Origin of the sequence: Stutzerimonas marianensis, assembly GCF_022810315.1 — a bacterium.
GTDB lineage: Bacteria > Pseudomonadota > Gammaproteobacteria > Pseudomonadales > Pseudomonadaceae > Stutzerimonas > Stutzerimonas marianensis.
Map to the genome: position 1 here is coordinate 180,225 of NZ_JALGRD010000010.1, position 22,569 is coordinate 202,793.

Sequence of the window (22,569 nt, forward strand, 5' to 3'; positions counted from 1 at the left end):
ATGCCGGAACCGCCAGGCGGCCAGTGCCCCTCGTCCCGACCATGGAGTGTGCCATGCAGACCTTATACCCGGAGATCAAACCCTACGCCCGGCACGAGTTGGCGGTTGAAGCACCGCATGTTCTCTATGTCGACGAGAGTGGGTCACCGGAAGGCCTGCCCGTGCTCTTCGTGCATGGCGGCCCGGGCGGCGGTTGCGACGCGCTGAGCCGGCGCTTCTTCGATCCGACGCTGTACCGCATCGTCACCTTCGACCAGCGCGGCTGCGGCCGCTCGACGCCTCACGCCAGCCTGGAGCACAACACCACCGCCCACCTCGTCAGCGACATCGAGCGCATCCGCGAGCACCTGGGCATCGACAAATGGGTATTGTTCGGCGGTTCCTGGGGCTCGACCCTGTCGCTGGCCTACGCCCAGGCCTATCCCGAGCGCGTCCATGCGCTGATCCTGCGTGGCGTCTTCCTCTGCCGACCGCAGGAGCTGTCCTGGTTCTATCAGGAGGGTGCCAGCCGGATATTCCCGGACTACTGGCAGGACTACCTGGCACCGATCCCGCCGGAGGAGCGGGGCGACCTGATCAAGGCCTATTACAAGCGACTCACCGGCACCGATCAGATTGCCCAGATGCACGCGGCCAAGGCCTGGTCCTGCTGGGAAGGGCGCACGGCCACCCTGCGTCCGAATACGCAGGTGGTCGATCGCTTCTCCGATACCCATCGAGCCCTGGCGATGGCGCGGATCGAATGCCACTACTTCATCAATCAGGCATTTCTCGAGCCGAACCAGCTGCTGCGCGACATGCACAAGATCGCTCATCTGCCCGCCATCATCGTGCACGGCCGCTACGACGTGATCTGCCCGTTGGAGAACGCGTGGGAACTGCACGAGGCCTGGCCCAACAGTGAACTGAAGATCATCCGCGAGGCCGGGCATTCGGCCGCCGAGCCGGGCATCTGCGATGCATTGGTCCGCGCCGCGGCAGACATCGCCCAGCGCCTGCTCGACCTGCCACCCGAGGAAGCCTGATGAGGGCACTGATCCAGCGTGTGCGTCAGGCGCGGGTCGAGGTAGCGGGTGAGGTGGTCGGTTCCATCGACCAGGGGCTGCTGGTGCTGGTAGGCGTCCAGCGCGAAGACGACCAGGCGCGCGCCGACAAGCTGCTGCACAAGCTGCTGCGCTATCGGGTCTTCAGCGACGAGCAGGGCAAGATGAATCGGTCGCTGATCGAGACCGGCGGCGGCCTGTTGCTGGTCTCGCAGTTCACCCTCGCCGCCGATACCGGCAGTGGGTTGCGCCCGAGTTTCTCCAGCGCCGCGCCGCCAGCGCTCGGTGAAGCCCTGTATGACTACCTGCTGGCCCAGGCGCGGTTGCAGCATCCGCGGGTCGCATGCGGACGCTTCGGCGCGGACATGCAGGTGCACCTGCAGAACGACGGTCCGGTGACCTTTCTGCTGGAGAGCTGAGAGGCGGGCTTCAGCGTTTCGACGGTTCCAGGCCGTTTTCGTGCAGCCAGGTGATGGCGTATTCGCGTAGCTGTACGGCCTGGTAGTCCTGCCAGGCCTGACGCGCCGCGGGGAAATCCTCCAGTTTGAAATCGAAGGTACGCAGCGGCTTGCGACCCTGCAGGGCGTGGCTCAGCACCGCATGTGCGTTGGGGTCGTGCAGGGTGAACAGAAAGGCCTCGCGCATGGCGACCGATTGCGCCAGGCCGAGCGGCTCGATGTGCAGGTAGCGGTCGTCCTGTACGTCGTATTTTTCGTTGACGCCGGGTGGCGACTCGCCAGGAAAGACCGCCCGGATCTCGCCAGACTCCAGATCCAGGTAATGTTCACTGGCGTCGCGGTTGTCCAGCGCGTATTCCAGCCGGTGAATGTCGATGGTCAAGGGACGCATGGCGGCTACTGCCTGTTGAGGATTCAGGTGTTATGACAGGCCAGTCCCCATGGCGTGCGTCACGTTCATCGGTAGGTGGCGACACCGGCGCCGAGGACCGTCAGAACAGGCGGGCCAGCAGCGCGCTGACGGCCGTCTCGACCCGCAGGATGCGCTCACCGAGCTGCACCGGCTGCAGGCCGGCGGCGGCGAGCTTCTCGACTTCGTAGGGAATCCAGCCGCCTTCCGGGCCAATGGCCAGCGTGACCGGCTCATTCAGCGCGCGCGGGCATGGCGGATGGTCGCCGGGGTGGCCGAGCAGCCCGCGCGTACCGGCAGCCAGCCCCGGTAGCCGATCCTCGACGAAGGGCTTGAAGCGCTTCTCGATGACGACCTCTGGCAGCACGGTATCGCGCGCCTGCTCCAGCCCCAGTAGGAGCTGCTCGCGAATCGCCTGCGGCTCGAGGAAGGGCGTCTGCCAGAAACTCTTTTCCACGCGATAGCTGTTGAGCAGGATCAGCCTGGGCACGCCCATGGCGGCGACCGTCTGCAGCACCCGGCGCAACATCTTCGGCCGTGGCAGGGCCAACAGCAGGGTGACCGGCAGTTTCGCCGGCGGAGCGCGGTCCAGCTCGATGGCCAGCTCCGCTTCATCGGGCGTCAGGCGCAGCAGCCGTGCCATCCCCATGTCGCCGCCCAGCAGGCCGACGCGCAGGCGTTCGCCCGCTTCGGCGCGGTGCACTTCATGGATATGCGTGAGTCGGCGGTCGCGCACCACGGCACGGTCGGCGGCGACCAGGTCGGCCGCCTCCAGCAGCAGCAGGTTCACGGACGGGGAGCGGGCGGTTGGTCGCCGGGTTGCGGCCGATCACCCTCCGCATCTCCGCGGAACTCGACCTCGCGTTTTTCCACCATGCTGCCGGCGATGACCCCGGCTTCGAACAGCAGCCACATCGGGATGGCCAGCAACGCCTGAGAGAAGACGTCCGGTGGCGTCAGCACCATCCCGACGACGAAACAGCCGACGACGACGTAGGGCCGGCTCTTGCGCAGGGTGGCGACGTCCACGATACCGACCCAGATGAGCAGGAAGGTCGCCACCGGAATCTCGAACGCCACGCCGAAGGCGAAGAACAGCGTCAGCACGAAGTCCAGGTACTGGCCGATGTCGGTCATCATCGCCACACCCTCGGGCGTCACGCTGGCGAAGAAACCGAACATGATCGGGAACACCACGAAGTACGCGAAGGCCATGCCGCCGTAGAACAGGAAGATGCTGGAAATCAGCAGGGGCACCGCGATGCGCTTCTCGTGCTTGTACAGGCCGGGCGCGATGAACCCCCAGATCTGGTACAGGATCACCGGCATCGACAGGAACAGCGCCACCATCATGGTCAGCTTGAACGGCGTGAGGAACGGCGAGGCGACGCCGGTCGCGATCATCGTCGCGCCTTCGGGCAGGTAGGCCCGCAGCGGCGCGGCCACCAACGCGTAAATCTGCTGGGAGAAATAGAACAGCCCGGCGAACAGCACGAGAATGGCCGCCACACAGCGCAACAAGCGCTTGCGCAACTCCGTCAGGTGGGCAACCAGCGGCATTTCCTGGTCGTCGATGGATGTATTGCTCATGGCTCAGGCGATTTGTCCGGGCGGGGAACGGGGGCCGTGTCGACGGGCTTGGTTTCGGTTGCGGGCGCGCTCAGGTCGCTGCTGGCATCCGGCGGCGGTGTGGCGGATTGCGGCGAGGCGGCGCTGCTGTTCGGCGAGCTGGGCATGATGCTCTGCTTCATTTCCCGCTCGAGGTCGAGGATGCGCTCGTTGTGCAGCTGGCGACGGATCTCGTCGGCGCCGATCTCGCGTTCGACCTCGGCCTTGATGTTGGCGAAGCTGCGCTTGGCGCGGCCGATCCACAGACCTGCGGTGCGTACGGCGCCCGGCAAGCGCTCCGGGCCCAGCACGAACAGCGCGATCAGGCCGACCAGCAACAGCTCGGTGAAGCCAATATCGAACATGGCGTGTCAGTTCTTCTTGGCTGGATCGTCGACCTTGCGGGCCTCGGCATCGATGGTGTGGCTCTGCTTTTCCTCGACACCGGGCTTCTCGTCCTCGGTGCCCATCGACTTGCGGAAACCCTTGATCGCGTCACCGAGGTCCGAACCCAGGCCCTTGAGGCGCTTGGTGCCGAACAACATGACGACGATGAGCAGGATGATCAGGAGTTGCCAGATGCTGATTCCACCAAAACCCATGCTGCATTACTCCAAATAGATTGTCAGGATTGTGGGCGTGCGGCCTTTTCCGCCAGCCCGGAAAGTCCAAACCGCCGGTCCAGTTCGTCCAGCACCGCCTGCGGGTGCTGGTCCAGCGCGGCAAGCATCACCAGGCTGTGAAACCAGAGATCTGCGGTCTCGTATATCAGGTCGCTGGCGTCGCCGCTGGCGGCCGCGTCCTTGGCGGCGAGGATGGTTTCGATCGATTCCTCGCCGACCTTTTCCAGGATCTTGTTCAGGCCCTTGTGATACAGGCTGGCAACATAGGAGCTGTCGGCGGCCGCGCCCTTGCGGGCTTCCAGCACCTCGGCCAGGCGGGTGAGGGTGTCACTCATGCTTGTGCTCCGCATAGATCGCGTGCGGGTCCTTGAGCACGGCGTCGACGGTTTTCCAGTCACCGTTCTCGAAGACCCGATAGAAGCAGCTTTCGCGGCCGGTGTGGCAGGCAATACCACCGATCTGCTCGACCCTCATCACGATGACGTCGGCGTCGCAATCCAGGCGCAGCTCATGAAGCTTTTGCACATGCCCGGACTCCTCGCCCTTGCGCCACAGCTTGCCACGCGAACGTGACCAATAGATGGCGCGGTTTTCTGCCGCGGTCAGCGCCAGCGCCTCGCGATTCATCCAGGCCATCATCAGGATGCGCCCGGTCTGATGGTCCTGGGCGATGGCCGGCACCAGGCCGTCTTCGTTCCAGTTGATTTGGTCCAGCCAGTTCATCGGATTCTCCACTCAGTGCGTCCAGTGTGCCAGCCCGCCCGACCGCTGGCTATCGGCGCACCACGATGTAGACACCGGCCGCCAGCATCAGCCAGGCGGGCCAGGTGGCCAGCGCCGACAGGCTCTGCGCGCTGGCCGCCAGCGTCGCACCACCGCCCAGCAGGGCCGCGCCAACCAGGCGCAGCGGCCAATGGTCGCGCTGTTCGCGCCAAGGCGGCGGCAGATTGTTCGCGTGCGGGTTGGACATGCGCTCGAGCAGTTCGCGGGTCATGCCGGCCAGGTGCGGCAGTTGTTCGATCTGCGCCTGGGCGTTCTTCAAGAGTTGTTTCGGGCTCATGCGCTCGCGCATCCAGCGTTCGAGATAGGGCTGGCCGGTCGCCCAGAGGTCGAGCTCGGGGTAGAGTTCGCGCCCCAGCCCCTCGATGTTCAGCAACGTCTTCTGCAGCAGCACCAGTTGCGGCTGCACTTCCATGTTGAAGCGTCGAGCCACCTGGAACAGGCGTACCAGCAGCTGGCCGAAAGAGATGTCCTTGAGTGGTTTTTCGAAGATGGGTTCGCAGACGGTGCGGATGGCCGCCTCGAACTCGTTGACCTTGGTTTCCGCCGGGACCCAGCCCGAGTCGATGTGCAGCTGGGCGACCTTGCGGTAGTCGCGCTTGAAGAAGGCCACGAGGTTGCGGGCCAGGTAGTCCTGGTCTTCGGGCGTGAGGCTGCCGACGATGCCGAAATCCACCGCGATGTACTGTGGGTTCCACGGCTGATGTGTGCTGACGAAGATGTTGCCGGGATGCATGTCGGCGTGGAAGAAGCTGTCGCGAAAGACCTGGGTGAAGAAGATCTCCACGCCGCGCTCGGCCAGCTGCTTCATGTCGGTGCGCTGCTCAGCCAGGCGCGTCATGTCGGTCACCGGCACGCCGTAGATGCGCTCCATGACCAGCACCTGCGGCCGGCACAGGTCCCAGTACACCTGCGGCACGTAGAGCAGCGGCGAGCCCTGGAAGTTGCGCTTGAGCTGGCTCGCGTTGGCCGCCTCGCGCAGCAGGTCCAGTTCGTCATAGATCGTCTTGGCGTAGTCGTCGACCACCTCGACCAGATGCAGGCGACGGGCCTCGGTGGAGGCGCGCTCGGCCGTCTTGGCCAGCAGGAACAGCCAGGCGAGATCCTGGCTGATGACCGGTCGCAGGTTGGGCCGTACCACCTTGACCACCACTTCCTCGCCGCTGCGCAGCTTGGCCGCGTGCACCTGGGCCACCGAGGCGGAGGCCAGCGGCTTGCTGTCGAAGCGGGCGAACAGCTGACCGACCGGCGCACCGAGCTGACGCTCGATGAGCGCGGTGGCGACGGCCGAATCGAAGGGCGGCACGCGGTCCTGCAGCATCGCCAGCTCTTCGGCGATATCCAGCGGCAACAGGTCGCGGCGGGTCGAAAGAATCTGGCCGAACTTGATGAAGATCGGGCCCAGGCCTTCCAGTGCCAGGCGCAGGCGGGCCCCGCGGGACAGCGCGCTACGGCGGCGCGGTAGCCAGCGCCAGGGCAGCAGATAGCTGGTCGCACGCAGCCACCAGGGCATCGGCAGGTCGAGAATGATGTCGTCGAGGCGGTAGCGGATGACCACCAGCAGGATGCGAAAAAGGCGGCGTGCCGCGGCGAACAGCTTCATTCGGAACGATCTGGATTCAGGGATTGGGCGAGCCGTTCGATTCGTGCCTCGAGGCGGTCGAGATCGAGCTTGAGGCGGTCGAGTTCGGCGAAGCGGGTTTCGGCCTCGGCGGTGCCCACCAGGGTTCGCGATTCTTCGTTGAGGTAGTCGGCCAGGTCCTGACGCAGGCTGTCGGCGCTGTCGCGCCACCATTGGGCCTGGTTGCGTACGCCGGTGCCGAGCAGCTGGGTCGCGACAGGTCCGAGCAGACGCGAGACTTCGTACTCCCAGTCCAGCTCCAGGTCCTGCAAGACTTCGGCGAGGGCCATCAAGACCCCGCTGTCGCCGTCGATCTCGACGTCAGGGCCGTGCAGGATCGCCGTCTTGTTGCGACTGGTGGCCAGGCGCAGCAAGCTCGCCGCCGGTGCGCGCAGCCGGCAGTCGGGTTCGCTTCCCCAGTCCGCTGCCAGCCGCAGGCCCTCGCTGTCGGCGAGGATATACAGGCGCCAGGCAGGTCTGGTGCAATCGACCTCGATGATCCTGCCCGCGAGCCGGGCCAGCCGCGGCAGGGCGCTCGGATCCAGGCGCAGGGCACGATTGATGCCGCGCTCGGCGGCGGCGAGCAGGGCCGTGCGCAACATCAGGGTTTGATGCCGCGATGCAAGGCGACGATGCCGCCGGTCATGTTGTGATAGGTGACGCGCTCGAAACCGGCGTCGGCCATCATGCCCTTGAGCGTTTCCTGGTCCGGATGCATGCGGATCGACTCGGCCAGGTAGCGGTAGCTCTCCGAGTCATTGGTGATGAGCTTGCCCATCATCGGCAGCAGGCTGAACGAGTAGGCGTCGTAGGCCTTGGAGAACAGCGGGTTGGTGGGTTTGGAGAACTCCAGCACCAAGAGCCGGCCGCCCGGTTTGAGCACCCGCAGCATGGAGCGCAGCGCGTCTTCCTTGTGGGTCACGTTGCGCAGGCCGAAGGCGATGGTGACCACATCGAAATGGTTGTCCGGGAAGGGCAGCTTTTCCGCGTCGGCCTGGACGAACTTGACGTTGCCGGTCACGCCCTTGTCGAGCAGCCGGTCGCGGCCGACCTTGAGCATCGAGGCATTGATGTCTGCCAGTACCACCTCGCCGGTCGGCCCGACGATGCGTGAGAACTGACGCGTGAGATCACCCGTGCCGCCGGCAATGTCGAGAATGCGGTTGCCCTGGCGCGCGCCGGACAGCTCGATGGTGAACCGTTTCCACAGCCGGTGCACGCCACCGGACATGAGGTCGTTCATCAGGTCGTACTTGGCGGCCACCGAGTGGAAGACTTCAGCCACTTTCTGGGCCTTCTCGCTCTCCGGCACGTTCTTGTAGCCGAAGTGCGTGGTGGGCTCTGCGTCATGCGCTTTGCGGGGATCGGTCATGTCACTGTCACCGGAAGAATGTGCCCCGCATTCTAAACCTAAAAAGCGATGGAGCCGACAAAAGCGCTGGAGCCTGGAAGGTCGAGCGTTCGCGCGTTGCGTCGGCCGTGTCGTTTTGTCGCGAAGGCCGAGGAATGCACCAGGAGATGAAGCGGCAGGTGGTTCGCCCCAGCCCCTAAAGCATCAACTTCACCGGCGAAACATCCGGGTCGCGGGATTTGCCCGCCTTGGTCAGATCGTCCAGATAGCGGTCCCACATCGCCTGCTGGTGCGTCGCGAGGTGATGCAGGTAGTCCCAGGTGTACAGGCCGCTGTCATGGCCGTCGCTGAAGACGAGCTTGAGTGCGTACTGTCCAGCCGGCTCGATGCCCTCGAGCGCGACATTGATCTTGCCGGTCTGCAGTACCGGGTTGCCGTGCCCCTGCACTTCGGCGGACGGCGAATGGACACGCAGGAACTCGGCCGGCAGTTCATAGCGCGCCGTTCCGTATTCCAGTTCCAGTGTCCTGGAGCGCTTGTGCAGTTTGATCGCGGTGGGAATGTGCATGGACGTCTACTCGGTAGAGGCCGGAAGCCGGAAGCAGCGCTGTCACTTCCGGCTCCTGGCGTTCAGCTGCCTTAAAGGATATACCTCGACAGATCCTCATCCTCGGCCAGTTCGCCGAGGTGGCTGTTGACGTAGGCGGTGTCGATGCGGATCGGTTCGCCGTTCTGCTGACCGGCCAGGTCGCCGGCGCTGAAGGAGACTTCCTCGAGCAGGCGCTCGAGCAGCGTGTGCAGGCGGCGCGCACCGATGTTTTCGGTCTTCTCGTTGACCTGCCAGGCGATCTCCGCGAGGCGCTTGATGCCGTCGCCGGTGAATTCGATGGCCAGCCCCTCGGTTTTCAGCAGCTCACGATACTGCTCGGTGAGCGAGGCGTGCGGTTCGGTGAGGATGCGCTCGAAGTCTTCGGGCGACAGGGCCTTGAGCTCGACCCGAATCGGCAGGCGGCCCTGCAGCTCTGGCACCAGGTCGCTGGGCTTGGACAGATGGAAGGCACCCGAGGCGATGAACAGGATATGGTCGGTCTTGACCATGCCCAGTTTGGTATTGACCGTGCTGCCCTCGATCAGCGGCAAGAGATCGCGCTGCACGCCTTCACGCGAGACGTCCGCGCCGCTGGTGTTGCCGCGCTTGGCGACCTTGTCGATCTCGTCGATGAAGACGATGCCGTTCTGCTCCACCGCTTCCAGCGCACGCGCCTTGAGCTCTTCTTCGTTGACCAGGCGCGCCGCTTCCTCGTCGCGGACCAGCTTGAGCGCGTCCTTGATCTTCAGCTTGCGGCTCTTCTTCTTGCCCTTGCCCATATTGGCGAAGAGATTCTGCAGCTGGTTGGTCATCTCCTCCATGCCCGGCGGCGCCATGATTTCCACGCCGCCCGGGTTCTCGGCCACTTCGATGTCGATTTCCTTGTCGTCCAGCTGACCTTCCCGCAGGCGCTTGCGAAACAGCTGGCGGGTGTTGGAATCGGTGCTCTGCATCGGCTCCTCGCTGAAGCCCACCGGGCGGGCCTGGGGCAGCAGCGCATCGAGAATGCGCTCTTCGGCGGCGTCCTCGGCGCGATGGCGCATCTTCACGACTTCCTGCTCGCGCAGCAGCTTCAGAGCGGCATCCGCCAAATCGCGGATGATCGATTCGACATCGCGACCGACATAGCCCACCTCGGTGAACTTGGTCGCTTCGACCTTGATGAAGGGCGCGTTGGCCAGCTTGGCCAGGCGACGGGCGATCTCGGTCTTGCCGACACCGGTCGGGCCGATCATCAGGATGTTCTTGGGCGTGACTTCAGGGCGCAGCTCGGGGGCCAGCTGCATGCGCCGCCAGCGGTTGCGCAGGGCGATGGCGACGGCACGCTTGGCGTCGTCCTGGCCGATGATGTGGCGGTTGAGTTCGTGGACGATCTCGCGAGGCGTCATGGACATGTTTCAGGTACTCCGGGACTCGAGCGCTCAGTTGGCGCTGTCGAGTTCCTCGATGGTCAGATTCTGGTTGGTGAAGACACAGATGGTGCCGGCAATGTTCAATGCCGTTTCGGCGATTTCCTGGGCGCTCATCTCGTCGCCGCCCTTCTGCAGCAGGGCGAGGGCCGCAGCCTGGGCGAAACCGCCGCCGGAGCCCATTGCGATCAGGTCGTGTTCCGGCTGAACGACGTCGCCGTTACCCGTGATGATCAGCGAGGCGTCTTTGTTGGCCACGGCGAGCATGGCTTCCAGGCGGCTCAGCGAACGGTCGGTGCGCCAGTCTTTCGCCAGCTCGACGGCGGCGCGCACCAGGTGGCCCTGGTGTTTTTCCAGTTGGCCTTCGAAGCGCTCGAAAAGGGTAAAGGCATCGGCGGTGGCGCCTGCGAAACCGGCTAGCACCTGGCCATGGTAGAGGCGACGAACCTTCTTGGCGTTGCCTTTCATGACGGTATTGCCAAGGGAAACCTGGCCGTCGCCGCCCATGACGACTTTGCCGTTGCGGCGCACTGAAACGATGGTGGTCAAGGGGGAAATCTCCACGCAGCGGGGCGATGAATGCCCGAATGCGCTTGATATGGGGCACGCTGCCACGCATTTCAACCAGGCGTTGAATCCTCAACCCAGCGTGGGGCGCGAAGCCGGCCGGTGCGACCCGATGGGCAGATGCACCGGCCTGCAGGGGTCGCCTTACGCGGCACCGACGCCCGCTGGTGGATCGGGCTCGCGCGGCACCTTCGGGTCGTCGCTGAAGGCGATCACCTTACGCAGCCGCACGGGAATCGACTTGGCCGCCGGCACCTTGCTGCGCTCGGCGTGATGCCAGACCGGCAGCAGCGCGTTGCATTCGGGGTAATAGCCGGCGCAGCAGCCTTCCGGGATGTTGTAAGGCGTGACGCGCAACGGCCTGACCGAACGGTGTACGCCGTCGTGGACCACGGTGATCGCCTCGAGCTTGTCCCCTTCGGCAAAGCCGAGCCGTGCCATGTCGTTGCTGTTCATCAGGATCACCGCGCGGGTGCCCTGGATGCCGCGGAAGCGGTCGTTGTAGCCGTATACGGTGGTGTTGAACTGGTCGTTGCTGCGCAGCGTCATGAGCTGCAGCACATCGCGGGCTTCGTGGCCGCCGGCCTCGGTGTCCGGGTCTTCGGCAAGCGAAGGCGGGTTGATGAAGTTGGCCTTCCCTGACTCGGTCGCCCACTCGCGTTTGCTCGCACCCAGCGGACGGTGGAAGCCGCCGGGCTCCATCATGCGCACGTTGAAGTCGTGAAAGATCTCGGGATAGCTCTCGGCGATGGCGTCGCGGACCAGCCCGTAATTGCCGACCCAGGCGTCCCAGTCGAGGTTCGGGTTGTCAACCAGCGTGGCCTTTGCCAGTCGCGCAACGATCGCCGGTTCTGACAGCAGCCCCTCGGCCGCCGGCTCGGCCACGCCGCGCCAGGCCCGAATGCAACCGGTGCTGTCTTCAGTGGTGTGGTGCTGCTCGCCGGTCGCCTGGCGATCGATTTCGGTGCGGCCCAGGCATGGCAGGATGTAGGAAATCTTGCCAGTCACCAGATGGTTGCGGTTGAGCTTGGTCGAGACTTGTACGGAGAGCTGCAGCTTGCGCCAGGCCGGCTCCATTTGCAGCGTGTCCGGGATGGCCCGGACGAAATTGCCGCCCATGGCGACGAAGCCCTTGATTCGGCCGTCCAGAATGCCCTCGCAAGCCTCGATGGTATTGACGCCATCCTCGCTGGGCGGCTCGAAGCCGAACTGGCGGCGAAGGTTGTCCGCCGGCACCTTCTTGGCCTTTTCGGTAATTCCGACGGTCCGTTGGCCCTGTACGTTCGAGTGCCCGCGCACGGGCAGGATGCCGGCACCTTCCTTGCCCATGTTGCCGCGCATGAGCAGCAGGTTGACCAGCATCTGGATCGCTTGCACGCCATGCCGGTGCTGGGTCAGCCCCATGCCGTAGGCAGCGATTACCCGATCGCAACGGGCGTACTCGACGGCAGCGGCTTCCATCGCGCTGCGGCTGAGACCGGAGCGACGCTCGAGCATCGGCCAGCTGTAGCCCCGCATGCGCGCCTCGAAGGCCTCGAAGCCCTGGGTGTGCTGTTCGATGAATGCGACGTCCAGCACGCGCGGGCGGCCGGCCGCGACAGCCTCGTCGTCCAGGTCGAACAAGGCCTTGCACATGCCGGCGATCGCGGCGATGTCGCCGCCGATCTTCACCTGGTGGTACTGGGTGCTGACCTTCGTTTCGTCCGGTGTCAGCATCTCGCGCGGCGATTGCGGATTGACGAAGCGCTCCAGGCCGCGCTCGCGAATGGGATTGAAGGTGATGATCGGCGCGCCTCGCTCGCGCGCTTCCTGTAGCTGGTGCAGCATGCGCGGGCTGCTGGTACCGGTGTTCTGGCCGAAGAACAGCATGCCGTCCATCTTGTGCAGGTCGTTCAGGGTTACGGTGGCGACCGGCACCCCGATGCTTTCCGGCAGCGCAACGGAGGTGCTCTCGTGGCACATGTTGGAGCTGTCGGGCAGGTTGTTGGTGCCGTACATCCGCGCCAGGACGGCGTACATGTAGGCGGTTTCCAGCGCTGCCCGCCCGGACATGTAGAACACCACCTCGTTCGGGTCGGCCATGGCCTTGAGTTCGCGTCCGATCTCGGCGAAGGCTTCATCCCAGGCGACGGGGCGGTACTTGTCGCTGGCCGCGTCATAGCGCATGGGATGGGTCAGCCGGCCCTGCTGTTCGAGGTCGAAGTCCGTCCAGTTGAGCAGTTCGCTCACCGTGTGACGTTCGAAGAAGTCGGGTCCGCAACGCCGGCTGGTGTTCTCCCAGGCGGTCGCCTTGGCGCCGTTCTCGCAAAAAGATAGCGGGCGGGACGGGTGCGGCTTGGCCCAGGCGCAACTGACGCAGGCGAAGCCGTCGATGGGCTTGTTCTGTTTGAGCAGCAGCGCGGCGCCCGACAGCGGAATCCTCTCGCGCACCAGAATGTTGGCTACCGAGTAGGCAGAACCCCAACCGCCGGAGGGCGCCTGGTAGGGCTTGAACGATGGCTGGCTCACGTCATCCTCCTGTGCTGTGCGCGGCGGCAAGTACTAGTTACGACGTGGGGTGGGTATGAACGTTCAACCTTACTGACAACAGGGTAAAAGGACCGGATAGCGACCTATTCGAGGGCGAAATCGAGCTGGCGCCAGGCCTCGTACACGGCTACCGCGACGGTATTGGACAGGTTCAGGCTGCGGCTGTCCGGGCGCATCGGCAGGCGCAGACGCCGGTCGCTGGGTTGGGCGTCGCGGATCTCCGGTGGCAGGCCACGGCTCTCCGGGCCGAACAGAAAGGCATCGCCACGTTGGAAGCGGACCTGATGGAACGGCTGCGAGCCCTTGGTGGTGAAGGCAAACAACCGGGGGCGGCCGATGCTGTCCAGGCAGCTGTCCAGGTCGGCGTGCCGCCGGAGCGGGGCATATTCGTGATAGTCGAGGCCGGCGCGGCGAAGGCGCTTGTCGTCGAGTTCGAACCCCAGGGGCTCGATCAGGTGCAGGCTGCAGCCGGCATTGGCGCAGAGCCTGATAATGTTGCCGGTATTCGGCGGAATCTCCGGCTGGAAAAGGATCACATGGAACATGCGCGGCACCGACTCTGAAAACGACCGGCAGTCTACTGCGGATGAGGATCCGCTACCTCGTTTGCGACGACGCTATTTCGCCTCGCTGGTACTGCTCGGGCTGCTGTTCGGTTCGTTTCTTGGGCGTGTGTTCAAGCCCGGGCCGGTGCAGCTGTTGCGCGTGGAGCCCACGGACGACGGGCTGCGGCTGTGGTTCGATCGTGAGCCGGAACTTTACAGCCAGGACGTCGAGGGTGCGGTGGGCATGCTGTTTCAGGCGCAGGGCGAGGCGCAGAACGGACAGATCGAGCTGACCGGGGTGCGCAGCAACTGGCGCGTTCAGACCACTGAGCGCGGGTTGTTGCTGCACCTGGTCGCGACCCGGCCACTGGTGGCGCAATGGCATGGCGAGAAGGTCGAAGGCGGCTGGCGGCTGGACCTCCAGGTGCGGCCGCGGGGTTGATCCGCGGCGCTGGCGATCAGCCTTCGTCGTTTTCGTCGTCGTCGCCGCTGTCCCCGCCCATGCCAAGTTCCTTGATCTTGCGCGTCAGGGTGTTGCGGCCCCAGCCGAGCAGCAGGGCCGCATCGCGCCGGCGCCCGGCGGTGTGCTTGAGCGCCGTCTCGATCATGATGCGCTCGAAGGCCGGTACCGCTTCGTCGAGCAGGTTCGACTGGCCGCGCGCCAGGGCCAGGTCCGCCCAATGGCGCAGCGCCTGCTCCCAGTTGTTCGACGGCATGGCGTCGGCAGGCTGGTTGAGCAGCTCCGGTGGCAGATCGTCGACGTGCACTTCGCGCCCGGACGCCATGACCGTGATCCAGCGGCAGGTGTTCTCCAGCTGGCGCACATTGCCGGGCCAGGGCAGGTTCTGCAGGTATTCCTCGGTCTCGCTCTTGAGCAGCTTGGTTTCGACCGAGAGCTCCGTCGCCGCGCTGGCGAGAAAGTGCGAGGCCAGCGCGGGGATGTCCTCGCGTCGGTCGGACAGCCGCGGGATATGGATGCGGATGACATTGAGCCGGTGGAACAGGTCTTCGCGGAACTTGCCGGCTTGCACCAGGCTTTCCAGGTCCTGATGGGTCGCAGCGATGATGCGCACGTCCACCTTCACCGGCGTATGGCCACCGACGCGGTAGAACTCGCCGTCGGCCAGCACGCGCAGCAGACGGGTCTGGGTGTCGGCCGGCATGTCGCCGATCTCGTCGAGGAACAGGGTGCCGCCGTCGGCCTGTTCGAAGCGCCCGCGACGCTGGTTGGCTGCGCCAGTGAAGGCGCCCTTCTCGTGGCCGAACAGCTCCGATTCCATCAGATCCTTGGGTATCGCTGCCATGTTCAGAGCGATGAAGGGCGAGGCTGAGCGCGGGCTGTGGCGATGCAGGGCGTGGGCGACCAGCTCCTTGCCGGTGCCGGACTCACCGTTGATCAGCACGGTGATATTGGAGTGGCTGAGACGGCCGATCGCGCGGAACACCTCCTGCATCGCCGGCGCCTCGCCGATGATCTCCGGGGTGCGCGGTTGGCCGGCCGGCTGGTGGGTCGCCTGCTGCTCCTTGGCATGCAGCCCGGCGCGCTTGACCAGGGAGACGGCATCGTCGACGTCGAATGGCTTGGGCAGGTATTCGAATGCCCCCCCTTGGTAGGACGCCACCGCGCTGTCGAGGTCCGAGTGCGCCGTCATGATGATGACGGGAAGCCGCGGGTAGAGTTCGCGAATCTGTGCCAGCAGGTCCAGCCCGCTGATGCCCGGCATGCGGATGTCCGAGATGATCACGTCCGGCTGCTGCCGCGCCAGTTTCGACAGCACGCCTTCGGCGCTATCGAAGCTCTGAGTGGTCATGCCCTCCTGTTGCAGGGCCTTTTCCAGCACCCAACGGATGGAACGGTCGTCGTCGATAATCCAGACAGTTTCGCTGCGGCTCATGCGGTTGGTGCTCCATTTTCCAGCGGCAGGAAGATCGAGAACGCGGTATGCCCGGGATGGCTTTCGCATTCGATCAGGCCCTGGTGCTGACTGATGATGTTCTGGGTGATCGCGAGGCCCAGGCCGGTGCCGTCGGGGCGGCCGCTGACCATCGGGTAGAAGAGGGTGTTCTGCAGTTCGGCGGGAATACCCGGGCCGTTGTCGATGATCTCGATGCGCGCGACCAGGCGGTGGCGGATATGGCCGATGGTGAACTGGCGCAGGGTGCGGGTACGCAGGGTCAGTCGACCGAGGCCCAGTTCGGTCTGCCCGGCAAGAGCCTGCATCGCGTTGCGCATGATGTTGAGCACGGCCTGGATCATCTGCTCATGGTCCATGAGCAGCTCGGGAATGCTCGGGTCGTAGTCGCGCACCAAAATGAGGCTGCCCTGTGACTCAGCTTCGATCAGGCTCGCCACGTGCTCCAGCACTTCGTGGATGTTGACCATCGACAGTGACGGCAGCTTGTTCGAGCCGAGCATGCGATCGACCAGATTGCGCAGCCGATCGGCCTCCTCGATGATCACCTCGGTGTAATCCTTCAGGTGCTCCTCGGGCAGCTCGCGGGCCAGCAACTGCGCCGCGCCGCGGATGCCGCCGAGCGGGTTCTTGATCTCATGGGCCAGGCCGCGGACCAGCATCTTGGTGGTTTCCTGCTTGGACAGCTGGGCCTCTTCCTTGGTGATCCGCAGCAGGCGATCGCGCGGCAGCACCTCGAGCAACAGCATCGTCTCCTGCTTGGTCAGCACCGGTGTCACGGCGTAGTCCACCGTCAACGACTGGCCGCTGGCGGAGGTCAGGGTCGCCTCGCGCTTGGTGAAAGGATGGGCTTCCTCGACAGCCATGCGCAGCGCAGCGAGCGCTTCGGGTGACTCGGTGAAGAGCTCGCTGATGAACTGGCCATGACTGCGTTGCCCGCTCACCGCCAGCAGCATTTCGGCGGCCGGGTTCATGTGCTGCAGGCGCAACCGTGAATCGAGCAGGAGCGTGGCGGTGGTGAGATTCTCGATCAGCAGGCGCTGTAGGGCTTCGGAGATCATGGCTATCTGCATCCGGGAGATGACGACAGGAAATGCAAGAAGCAAACCAAGGCGCTCCTTTTCGGCGCGGCGCTGCGGCCATGGGCGCTCCAGAGCAGGGCATCCCGCGTTTCGCAGGCGGCACGAACAGCTTGGCTCAGCTACGCACCATATCGGTGCGCAGCATGATCACAGAAAGGGCACGAAGGGAATATCTTTCTTCTCGACAGGCTTGTCGGCCAGGGGGCATTCCGGGCGAACGCCGTAATCGGCCGTCACGCATGGCCTGACCCGACGGCGTTGGGCGAGCGAGGTGCGGTGCAGATGAAAGGTGTGCGGCGGGCTGGCTTTCAAGGGATTGCCGCTGGCATCGACGATCTCGACCACCAGCTGGTGCGTGCCCCGGTCGATGTTGCTCAGCGAGAACTGCGGCGTGCGGACCGTTTCGCCGAAGGGCTTGCCATCCAGCAGCAGGCGGAACGCATGGGCCGGATCGAGGGCTGGATCGCTGGTGGCGCTGACCTCGAGGTTGCCCGCATTGCTGCGAATGGTCGCCTCAGGAGCGGGATGCCCGATCTCCAGCAGCCGGTAGCGGATGGCGTCCGGTTCTGGCGCAGCCGGTTGGGCGCTTGGCCGTCGCTGTGTTTCAACCGCCGGCATGCCGTTGGTGGGCCGCGATTTGATCGTCTCGACTGCACGGCCACCGGGGCGGTCGGTGAAGACGCGGTTCCCCTGCTCGTCGATGTAGCTATAGATTTCGGCGGATGCCGGTAGCGCCAGGACCAGAAGAAGGGCAGCCCAAGCGCGGTTGATGCTGATCATGCGCCTGGCTTCGCCGGTGTCGGTTTCGGAGGGGTAGGTTTAGGTCGTAATGCCGGGCTTGAGGTATTCACTCGCTGGACGGTGAACGCCTGACTGGCGCGCTGCACGACCTGGCCGTTGGCGAGTACCTCCACCTCCAGCTGATGGCTACCGCGGTCGACGTTGTTCAGCTGCATGGAGGTCGAAGCGCTGGGTGCGGCCAGTGGCTCGCCGTCGAGCAGGAAGCGCAACAGGTGGCCGCGGCGCAGCGGCGGATCGAGCTCGGCGGTCGCCATGAAACTGCCGTTGTTCGCCCGTAGGGCCTCTTCGTCAGGGATGCCACCGATGGCCAGGCTGCGGTATGGCTGCGCCTGTTGGGCGTCTTGCGCCTCGCCCGGCAGGGGCGGAGGTGGTTCCGGGGTGCGAATGTCCACGGTGTTTGCCGGTGGCAGCTTGACCTGGTCGGCCGCTACGCCATCCGGGGGCTGGTTGGTGTACACCGTGTTGCCGCGTTCATCGGTGTATTTGTAGATCTGCGCCATGGTCGGAGCCGACAACAGCACGAGCAGGCTGAGCATTGCGATGCGCATGGTGAACTCCGCGAGTGGGAAGTCTGAAGCCTTGCACCCTGCCCGCATTCGGGCAAGCCCTCGATCCGGTATTTGCGAGCCGTCGCAACAAGCTTGCCGGATATGCGCCGCAGGAAAAAGAAAAGGCCTCCCGAAGGAGGCCTTTTCCAATCACGCGTATCGCATCAGACGCTGTAGTACAGGTCGTACTCCAGCGGATGAACGAAGGTGCGGACCTTGATCTCTTCCTCGGACTTCAGCTCGATGTAGGCATCGATGAACTCGTCGGTGAAGACGCCGCCCTTGGTCAGGAAGGCGCGGCCCTTGTCCAACTCTTCCAGGGCTTCTTTCAGGCTGCCGCACACCTGCGGGATCAGCTTGCCTTCTTCCGGCGGCAGGTCGTACAGGTTCTTGTCGGCCGCATCGCCGGGGTGGATCTTGTTCTGGATGCCGTCCAGGCCAGCCATCAGCAGGGCAGCGAAGGCCAGGTAGGGGTTGGCAGCCGGATCCGGGAAGCGTGCTTCGATGCGGCGCGCCTTCGGGCTGTTGACGTACGGGATGCGGATCGAGGCGGAGCGGTTGCGCGCCGAGTAGGCCAGCATGACCGGTGCTTCGAAGCCCGGGACCAGGCGCTTGTAGGAGTTGGTCGACGGGTTGGTGAAGCCGTTCAGCGCCTTGCCGTGCTTGATGATGCCGCCGATGAAGTACAGGGCGGTTTCGGACAGGCCGGCATAGCCGTCACCGGCGAAGGTGTTCTTGCCATCCTTGGAGATGGACATGTGCACGTGCATACCCGAGCCGTTGTCGCCATACAGCGGCTTGGGCATGAAGGTCGCGGTCTTGCCGTAGGCATCGGCCACGTTGTGCACGCAGTACTTCAGGGTCTGGACTTCGTCGGCCTTGGCCACCAGCGTGTTGAACTTGACGCCGATCTCGTTCTGGCCGGCGGTCGCCACTTCATGGTGGTGAACTTCGACGGTCAGGCCCATTTCTTCCAGGGCGTTGCACATGGCGGTGCGGATTTCGTGGTCGTGATCGACCGGCGGAACCGGGAAGTAGCCACCCTTGACGGCAGGACGATGGCCCTTGTTGCCGCCTTCGACGTCCTGGTCGGTCATCCAGGAAGCCTGCTCGGAGTAGATCTTGAACATCGAGCCGGAGATGTCGGACTTGAACTTCACCTGGTCGAAGATGAAGAACTCCGGCTCCGGGCCGACGAATACGGTGTCACCGATGCCGGTCGACTTCAGGTATTCCTCGGCGCGACGGGCAATGCCGCGCGGGTCGCGCTCGTAGCCCTGCATGGTCGAGGGCTCGATGATGTCGCAGACCAGGATCAGGGTCGGCTCTTCGGTGAACGGGTCCAGCACGGCGGTGCTGTCGTCCGGCATCAGGATCATGTCGGAGGCTTCGATGCCTTTCCAGCCAGCGATGGAGGAACCATCGAACATCTTGCCATGCTCGAAGAACTCGTCATCGGCATCACGGGCCGGCATGGTGACGTGCTGCTGCTTGCCCTTGGTGTCGGTGAAGCGCAGATCAATCCACTTCACGTCGTATTCTTTAATCAGTTGAAGCGACTTCGACATGGTGCTCTCCAAGTGGTGGAAGCGTTGACAGGTTGCTTCCGAAATCTAGGGTGAAGCCGAGCGGGGATACTCCGACAAGGCGACCTGCCTCACAAGGGAGCAAATTGCATGCCAGTGCTCCGAGATGGGTCCGGCTGCCCTATAAAGGCCGCGTATGGGCTTTCTGCGGCCCGTGCGGCAAGATTTTTCCTTTGCGTTGCACTTATTTGGTGCTCGACAGCGCGGGCTTGTTCCATTTAGGTGCGAAACCGCTGGCGACCGATAAAATTGTCTAAAGCTTGATCAATTCCGATATACTCCGCCCCCCTCTTTTTCAGGCCATGCCAGCGCCGCGCTGTCCACATGAAGCTGATCGTCAAGGTTTTTCCCGAAATCACCATCAAGAGCCCGCCGGTGCGCAAGGGGTTCATTCGCCAGTTGGCGAAGAACATCCGTGCCGTGCTGCGTGACCTGGATCCCGAGCTGCGGGTGGAAGGGGTGTGGGACAACATTGAAGTGGAAACCGCGCAGACCGACGCCAGGCTGCTGCGCGACATGATCGAGCGCCTGCGCTGCACCCCGGGCATCGCGCATTGCCTGGAGGTGCATGAGTACCCGCTGGGCGACCTGGACGACATGGTGGAGAAGTGCAAATCGCATTTCGCCGATCGCCTGGCTGGCAAGATCTTCGCCGTGCGCTGCAAGCGCGCCGGCAAGCACCCGTTCAGCTCCATGGACGTCGAACGACATGTCGGCAGCCAGCTACGCCAGCAGTGCGGGGCCGCGGGCATCTCGCTGAAGGCACCGGAAATCGAAGTCCGGATGGAGATTCGCGACCAGCGCCTGTTCATCGTGCATGCGCAGCACGACGGCATCGGCGGCTATCCGCTGGGCGCGCTGGAGCAGACCCTGGTGCTGATGTCCGGTGGTTTCGATTCCACCGTGGCCGCTTACCAGATGATGCGCCGCGGGCTGATGACCCACTTCTGCTTCTTCAACCTCGGCGGCCGCGCGCACGAGCTGGGCGTCATGGAAGTGGCTCATTATCTGTGGAAGAAATACGGCAGCTCGCACCGCGTGCTGTTCATCAGCGTGCCGTTCGAGGAAGTGGTCGGCGAGATCCTGCAGAAGGTCGACAACAGCCAGATGGGCGTGGTCTTGAAGCGCATGATGCTGCGCGTCTCGACGCAGATCGCCGAGCGACTGCACATCGATGCGCTGGTCACCGGTGAGGCGATTTCCCAGGTATCCAGCCAGACCCTGCCGAACCTCTCGGTGATCGATTCGGCGACCGACATGCTGGTGCTGCGCCCGCTCATCGCCAGCCACAAGCAGGACATCATCGACACCGCCTTCGAGATCGGCACCGCCGAGTTCGCCAAGAACATGCCCGAGTATTGCGGGGTGATTTCGGTGAACCCGACGACCAAGGCCAAGCGCTATCGCGTCGAGCACGAAGAGAAGCAGTTCGACATGGCCATCCTGGATCGCGCCCTGGCCAACGCCCGCCAGGTCGCCATCGACCGGGTCATCGACGAGCTGGGCCAGGATGTGCAGGTCGAGGAGGTCACCGCCGCCAGCGCCGGCCAGGTGGTGCTCGACATCCGTCACCCCGACGCGGCCGAGGACGAACCTCTGCAGTTGCCGGGCATCGAAGTGCAAACCTTGCCGTTCTATGCGCTGAACAACCGCTTCAAGGAACTGGACGACAACCGCCAGTACCTGCTGTATTGCGATAAAGGTGTCATGAGCCGCCTGCATGCTCATCATCTGTTGAGCGAGGGGCACGTCAATGTGCGCGTTTATCGTCCGAGCTAAACAGCCCGGCCTGCTGGGCGGCAGCATCCGTCACCGCCCTCCCGATCGGTAATGCCAAACCGCGGGTAACGCCCCGGCTCGTACCTTCTTCGGATTCGCGTTGCGAACCGACCTTTTTTCAGCGGCCGGCCTACAGCCAGACGCTTTTACAGAGAAACAGACCTGTGATCGAGAATCTACGCAACATCGCCATCATTGCCCACGTCGACCATGGCAAGACCACCCTCGTCGACAAACTCCTGCGCCTGTCCGGCACCCTGGACCGCAAGGAGGCCGAAAACGAGCGCGTGATGGACTCCAACGACCAGGAAAAGGAACGCGGCATCACCATCCTGGCCAAGAACACCGCGTTGAAGTGGAAGGACTACAACATCAACATCGTCGACACCCCCGGCCACGCCGACTTCGGCGGAGAGGTGGAGCGCGTGATGAGCATGGTCGACTCCGTACTGCTGGTGGTCGACGCTCAGGACGGCCCGATGCCGCAGACCCGCTTCGTGACCCAGAAGGCGTTCAAGGCCGGTCTGCGCCCGATCGTCGTGGTCAACAAGATCGACCGCCCCGGCGCGCGCCCTGACTGGGTCATCGACCAGATCTTCGACCTGTTCGACAACCTCGGCGCCACCGACGAGCAGCTGGACTTCCCCATCGTCTACGCCAGCGCCCTGAACGGCATCGCCGGCATGGACTACGAGAACATGGACGACAACATGGACGCCCTGTTCCAGGCGATCGTCGACCATGTACCGGCACCGGTAGTGGATACCAGCGGCCCGTTCCAGATGCAGATCTCCCAGCTGGACTACAACAGCTTCCTCGGCGTGATCGGCATCGGCCGGATCGCCCGCGGCACCATCAAGGCCAACACGCCGGTCACCGCCATCGGCGCCGACGGCAAGAAGCGCAACGGCCGCATTCTCAAGATCATGGGTCACTCCGGCCTGCAGCGTGTCGAGGTGCCCGAAGCCCAGGCCGGCGACATCGTCTGTGTCAGCGGCATGGAAGAGCTCTACATCTCCGACACCCTGTGTGACCAGAACAACGTCGAGGCGCTGCCGCCGCTGACCGTCGACCAGCCGACCGTGTCCATGACGTTCCAGGTCAACGACTCGCCCTTCGCCGGCAAGGAAGGCAAGTTTGTCACCAGCCGCAACATCAAGGACCGCCTCGACAAGGAGCTGCTGCACAACGTGGCGCTGCGCGTCGAGCCGGGCGACTCGCCCGAGAAGTTCAAGGTTTCCGGTCGTGGCGAGCTGCATCTCTCGGTACTGATCGAAAACATGCGTCGCGAAGGCTTCGAGCTGGCCGTGGGCCGCCCGGAAGTGGTG

At 64.3% G+C, this 22,569-nt stretch carries 25 protein-coding genes; 5 read left to right on the top strand and 20 right to left on the bottom strand.

Annotated features, from left to right (window positions below; translation table 11 throughout):
• Positions 1 to 53: 53 nt before the first annotated feature.
• Both pip and dtd read left to right on the top strand, forming a co-directional pair.
• Entirely contained in the window at positions 54 to 1,025 is a 972-nt protein-coding gene (gene pip / locus MST27_RS18265) for a prolyl aminopeptidase (protein WP_243607361.1), read from the top strand.
• Positions 1,025 to 1,462 carry a D-aminoacyl-tRNA deacylase gene (gene dtd / locus MST27_RS18270; protein WP_243607362.1) on the top strand — a complete coding sequence of 146 codons (438 nt, stop codon included), beginning with the start codon at positions 1,025 to 1,027 and terminating at the stop codon, positions 1,460 to 1,462. Before pip ends, dtd begins: the two co-directional genes overlap by 1 nt.
• A gap of 10 nt (positions 1,463 to 1,472) precedes the next feature.
• On the opposite strand, the gene MST27_RS18275 is transcribed toward dtd, so the two are convergent.
• The 15 genes from MST27_RS18275 to trmL all read right to left on the bottom strand — a co-directional run bounded on the left by MST27_RS18275 (position 1,473) and on the right by trmL (position 13,532).
• Positions 1,473 to 1,892: a UPF0158 family protein gene (locus MST27_RS18275; RefSeq protein WP_243607363.1), complete on the bottom strand. Its 420-nt coding sequence runs from the start codon at positions 1,890 to 1,892 to the stop codon at positions 1,473 to 1,475.
• 100 nt (positions 1,893 to 1,992) lie between these two features.
• Positions 1,993 to 2,700 carry a 16S rRNA (uracil(1498)-N(3))-methyltransferase gene (locus tag MST27_RS18280; RefSeq protein WP_243607364.1) on the bottom strand — a complete coding sequence of 236 codons (708 nt, stop codon included), beginning with the start codon at positions 2,698 to 2,700 and terminating at the stop codon, positions 1,993 to 1,995.
• The gene (gene tatC / locus MST27_RS18285; protein WP_243607365.1) at positions 2,697 to 3,500 is read right to left on the bottom strand and encodes a twin-arginine translocase subunit TatC; all 804 of its coding nucleotides are present in this window, start codon (positions 3,498 to 3,500) and stop codon (positions 2,697 to 2,699) included. Before tatC ends, MST27_RS18280 begins: the two co-directional genes overlap by 4 nt.
• Positions 3,497 to 3,883 carry a Sec-independent protein translocase protein TatB gene (tatB, locus tag MST27_RS18290; protein WP_243607366.1) on the bottom strand — a complete coding sequence of 129 codons (387 nt, stop codon included), beginning with the start codon at positions 3,881 to 3,883 and terminating at the stop codon, positions 3,497 to 3,499. Before tatB ends, tatC begins: the two co-directional genes overlap by 4 nt.
• A gap of 6 nt (positions 3,884 to 3,889) precedes the next feature.
• The gene (gene tatA / locus MST27_RS18295; protein ID WP_243607367.1) at positions 3,890 to 4,120 is read right to left on the bottom strand and encodes a twin-arginine translocase TatA/TatE family subunit; all 231 of its coding nucleotides are present in this window, start codon (positions 4,118 to 4,120) and stop codon (positions 3,890 to 3,892) included.
• Between the two features lie 23 nt (positions 4,121 to 4,143).
• The gene (locus tag MST27_RS18300; protein WP_243607368.1) at positions 4,144 to 4,476 is read right to left on the bottom strand and encodes a phosphoribosyl-ATP diphosphatase; all 333 of its coding nucleotides are present in this window, start codon (positions 4,474 to 4,476) and stop codon (positions 4,144 to 4,146) included.
• Positions 4,469 to 4,864 (bottom strand): phosphoribosyl-AMP cyclohydrolase, encoded by a 396-nt coding sequence (gene hisI / locus MST27_RS18305; protein WP_243607369.1) that lies wholly within the window; start codon positions 4,862 to 4,864, stop codon positions 4,469 to 4,471. The genes MST27_RS18300 and hisI overlap by 8 nt, the downstream gene beginning before the upstream one ends.
• 49 nt (positions 4,865 to 4,913) lie before the next feature.
• The gene (gene ubiB, locus MST27_RS18310; protein WP_243607370.1) at positions 4,914 to 6,524 is read right to left on the bottom strand and encodes a ubiquinone biosynthesis regulatory protein kinase UbiB; all 1,611 of its coding nucleotides are present in this window, start codon (positions 6,522 to 6,524) and stop codon (positions 4,914 to 4,916) included.
• Positions 6,521 to 7,144, bottom strand: a complete 624-nt coding sequence (locus MST27_RS18315; protein ID WP_243607371.1) for a ubiquinone biosynthesis accessory factor UbiJ — start codon at positions 7,142 to 7,144, stop codon at positions 6,521 to 6,523. The genes ubiB and MST27_RS18315 overlap by 4 nt, the downstream gene beginning before the upstream one ends.
• Positions 7,144 to 7,914, bottom strand: coding sequence for a bifunctional demethylmenaquinone methyltransferase/2-methoxy-6-polyprenyl-1,4-benzoquinol methylase UbiE (gene ubiE, locus MST27_RS18320; RefSeq protein WP_243607372.1), 771 nt, complete (start codon positions 7,912 to 7,914; stop codon positions 7,144 to 7,146). Before ubiE ends, MST27_RS18315 begins: the two co-directional genes overlap by 1 nt.
• A 175-nt stretch (positions 7,915 to 8,089) precedes the next feature.
• Positions 8,090 to 8,461, bottom strand: coding sequence for a gamma-butyrobetaine hydroxylase family protein (locus MST27_RS18325; RefSeq protein WP_243607373.1), 372 nt, complete (start codon positions 8,459 to 8,461; stop codon positions 8,090 to 8,092).
• A gap of 71 nt (positions 8,462 to 8,532) precedes the next feature.
• Positions 8,533 to 9,876 carry an ATP-dependent protease ATPase subunit HslU gene (hslU, locus tag MST27_RS18330; RefSeq protein WP_243607374.1) on the bottom strand — a complete coding sequence of 448 codons (1,344 nt, stop codon included), beginning with the start codon at positions 9,874 to 9,876 and terminating at the stop codon, positions 8,533 to 8,535.
• A 27-nt stretch (positions 9,877 to 9,903) separates the two neighbouring features.
• The gene (hslV, locus tag MST27_RS18335) at positions 9,904 to 10,440 is read right to left on the bottom strand and encodes an ATP-dependent protease subunit HslV (protein ID WP_243607375.1); all 537 of its coding nucleotides are present in this window, start codon (positions 10,438 to 10,440) and stop codon (positions 9,904 to 9,906) included.
• 162 nt (positions 10,441 to 10,602) lie between these two features.
• Positions 10,603 to 12,966, bottom strand: a complete 2,364-nt coding sequence (locus MST27_RS18340; RefSeq protein WP_243607376.1) for an FdhF/YdeP family oxidoreductase — start codon at positions 12,964 to 12,966, stop codon at positions 10,603 to 10,605.
• A 104-nt stretch (positions 12,967 to 13,070) separates the two neighbouring features.
• Positions 13,071 to 13,532, bottom strand: coding sequence for a tRNA (uridine(34)/cytosine(34)/5-carboxymethylaminomethyluridine(34)-2'-O)-methyltransferase TrmL (trmL, locus tag MST27_RS18345; protein WP_243607377.1), 462 nt, complete (start codon positions 13,530 to 13,532; stop codon positions 13,071 to 13,073).
• Between trmL and MST27_RS18350 the strand changes: the two genes are divergently transcribed.
• Entirely contained in the window at positions 13,531 to 13,974 is a 444-nt protein-coding gene (locus tag MST27_RS18350) for a hypothetical protein (RefSeq protein WP_243607378.1), read from the top strand. The genes trmL and MST27_RS18350 overlap by 2 nt on opposite strands.
• A 16-nt stretch (positions 13,975 to 13,990) precedes the next feature.
• Here the strand turns inward: MST27_RS18350 and ntrC are convergent, their stop codons facing one another.
• The 5 genes from ntrC to glnA all read right to left on the bottom strand — a co-directional run bounded on the left by ntrC (position 13,991) and on the right by glnA (position 19,444).
• Positions 13,991 to 15,427 (bottom strand): nitrogen regulation protein NR(I), encoded by a 1,437-nt coding sequence (gene ntrC / locus MST27_RS18355; RefSeq protein ID WP_243607379.1) that lies wholly within the window; start codon positions 15,425 to 15,427, stop codon positions 13,991 to 13,993.
• The gene (glnL, locus tag MST27_RS18360; protein WP_243607392.1) at positions 15,424 to 16,506 is read right to left on the bottom strand and encodes a nitrogen regulation protein NR(II); all 1,083 of its coding nucleotides are present in this window, start codon (positions 16,504 to 16,506) and stop codon (positions 15,424 to 15,426) included. The genes ntrC and glnL overlap by 4 nt, the downstream gene beginning before the upstream one ends.
• 168 nt (positions 16,507 to 16,674) lie before the next feature.
• Complete coding sequence (locus tag MST27_RS18365) at positions 16,675 to 17,307, bottom strand: DUF4124 domain-containing protein (protein WP_243607380.1); 633 nt, start codon at positions 17,305 to 17,307, stop codon at positions 16,675 to 16,677.
• The gene (locus MST27_RS18370) at positions 17,304 to 17,876 is read right to left on the bottom strand and encodes a DUF4124 domain-containing protein (protein WP_243607381.1); all 573 of its coding nucleotides are present in this window, start codon (positions 17,874 to 17,876) and stop codon (positions 17,304 to 17,306) included. The genes MST27_RS18365 and MST27_RS18370 overlap by 4 nt, the downstream gene beginning before the upstream one ends.
• Before the next feature lie 164 nt (positions 17,877 to 18,040).
• A complete protein-coding gene (gene glnA / locus MST27_RS18375) occupies positions 18,041 to 19,444 on the bottom strand; it encodes a glutamate--ammonia ligase (protein ID WP_243607382.1) in 1,404 nt (467 codons plus the stop codon).
• Between the two features lie 342 nt (positions 19,445 to 19,786).
• Between glnA and thiI the strand changes: the two genes are divergently transcribed.
• Both thiI and MST27_RS18385 read left to right on the top strand, forming a co-directional pair.
• Positions 19,787 to 21,241 carry a tRNA uracil 4-sulfurtransferase ThiI gene (gene thiI / locus MST27_RS18380; RefSeq protein WP_243607383.1) on the top strand — a complete coding sequence of 485 codons (1,455 nt, stop codon included), beginning with the start codon at positions 19,787 to 19,789 and terminating at the stop codon, positions 21,239 to 21,241.
• A 164-nt stretch (positions 21,242 to 21,405) separates the two neighbouring features.
• Positions 21,406 to 22,569, top strand: a 1,164-nt coding sequence (locus tag MST27_RS18385) for a GTP-binding protein (protein ID WP_243607384.1), incomplete at its 3' end; no start/stop codon positions are given.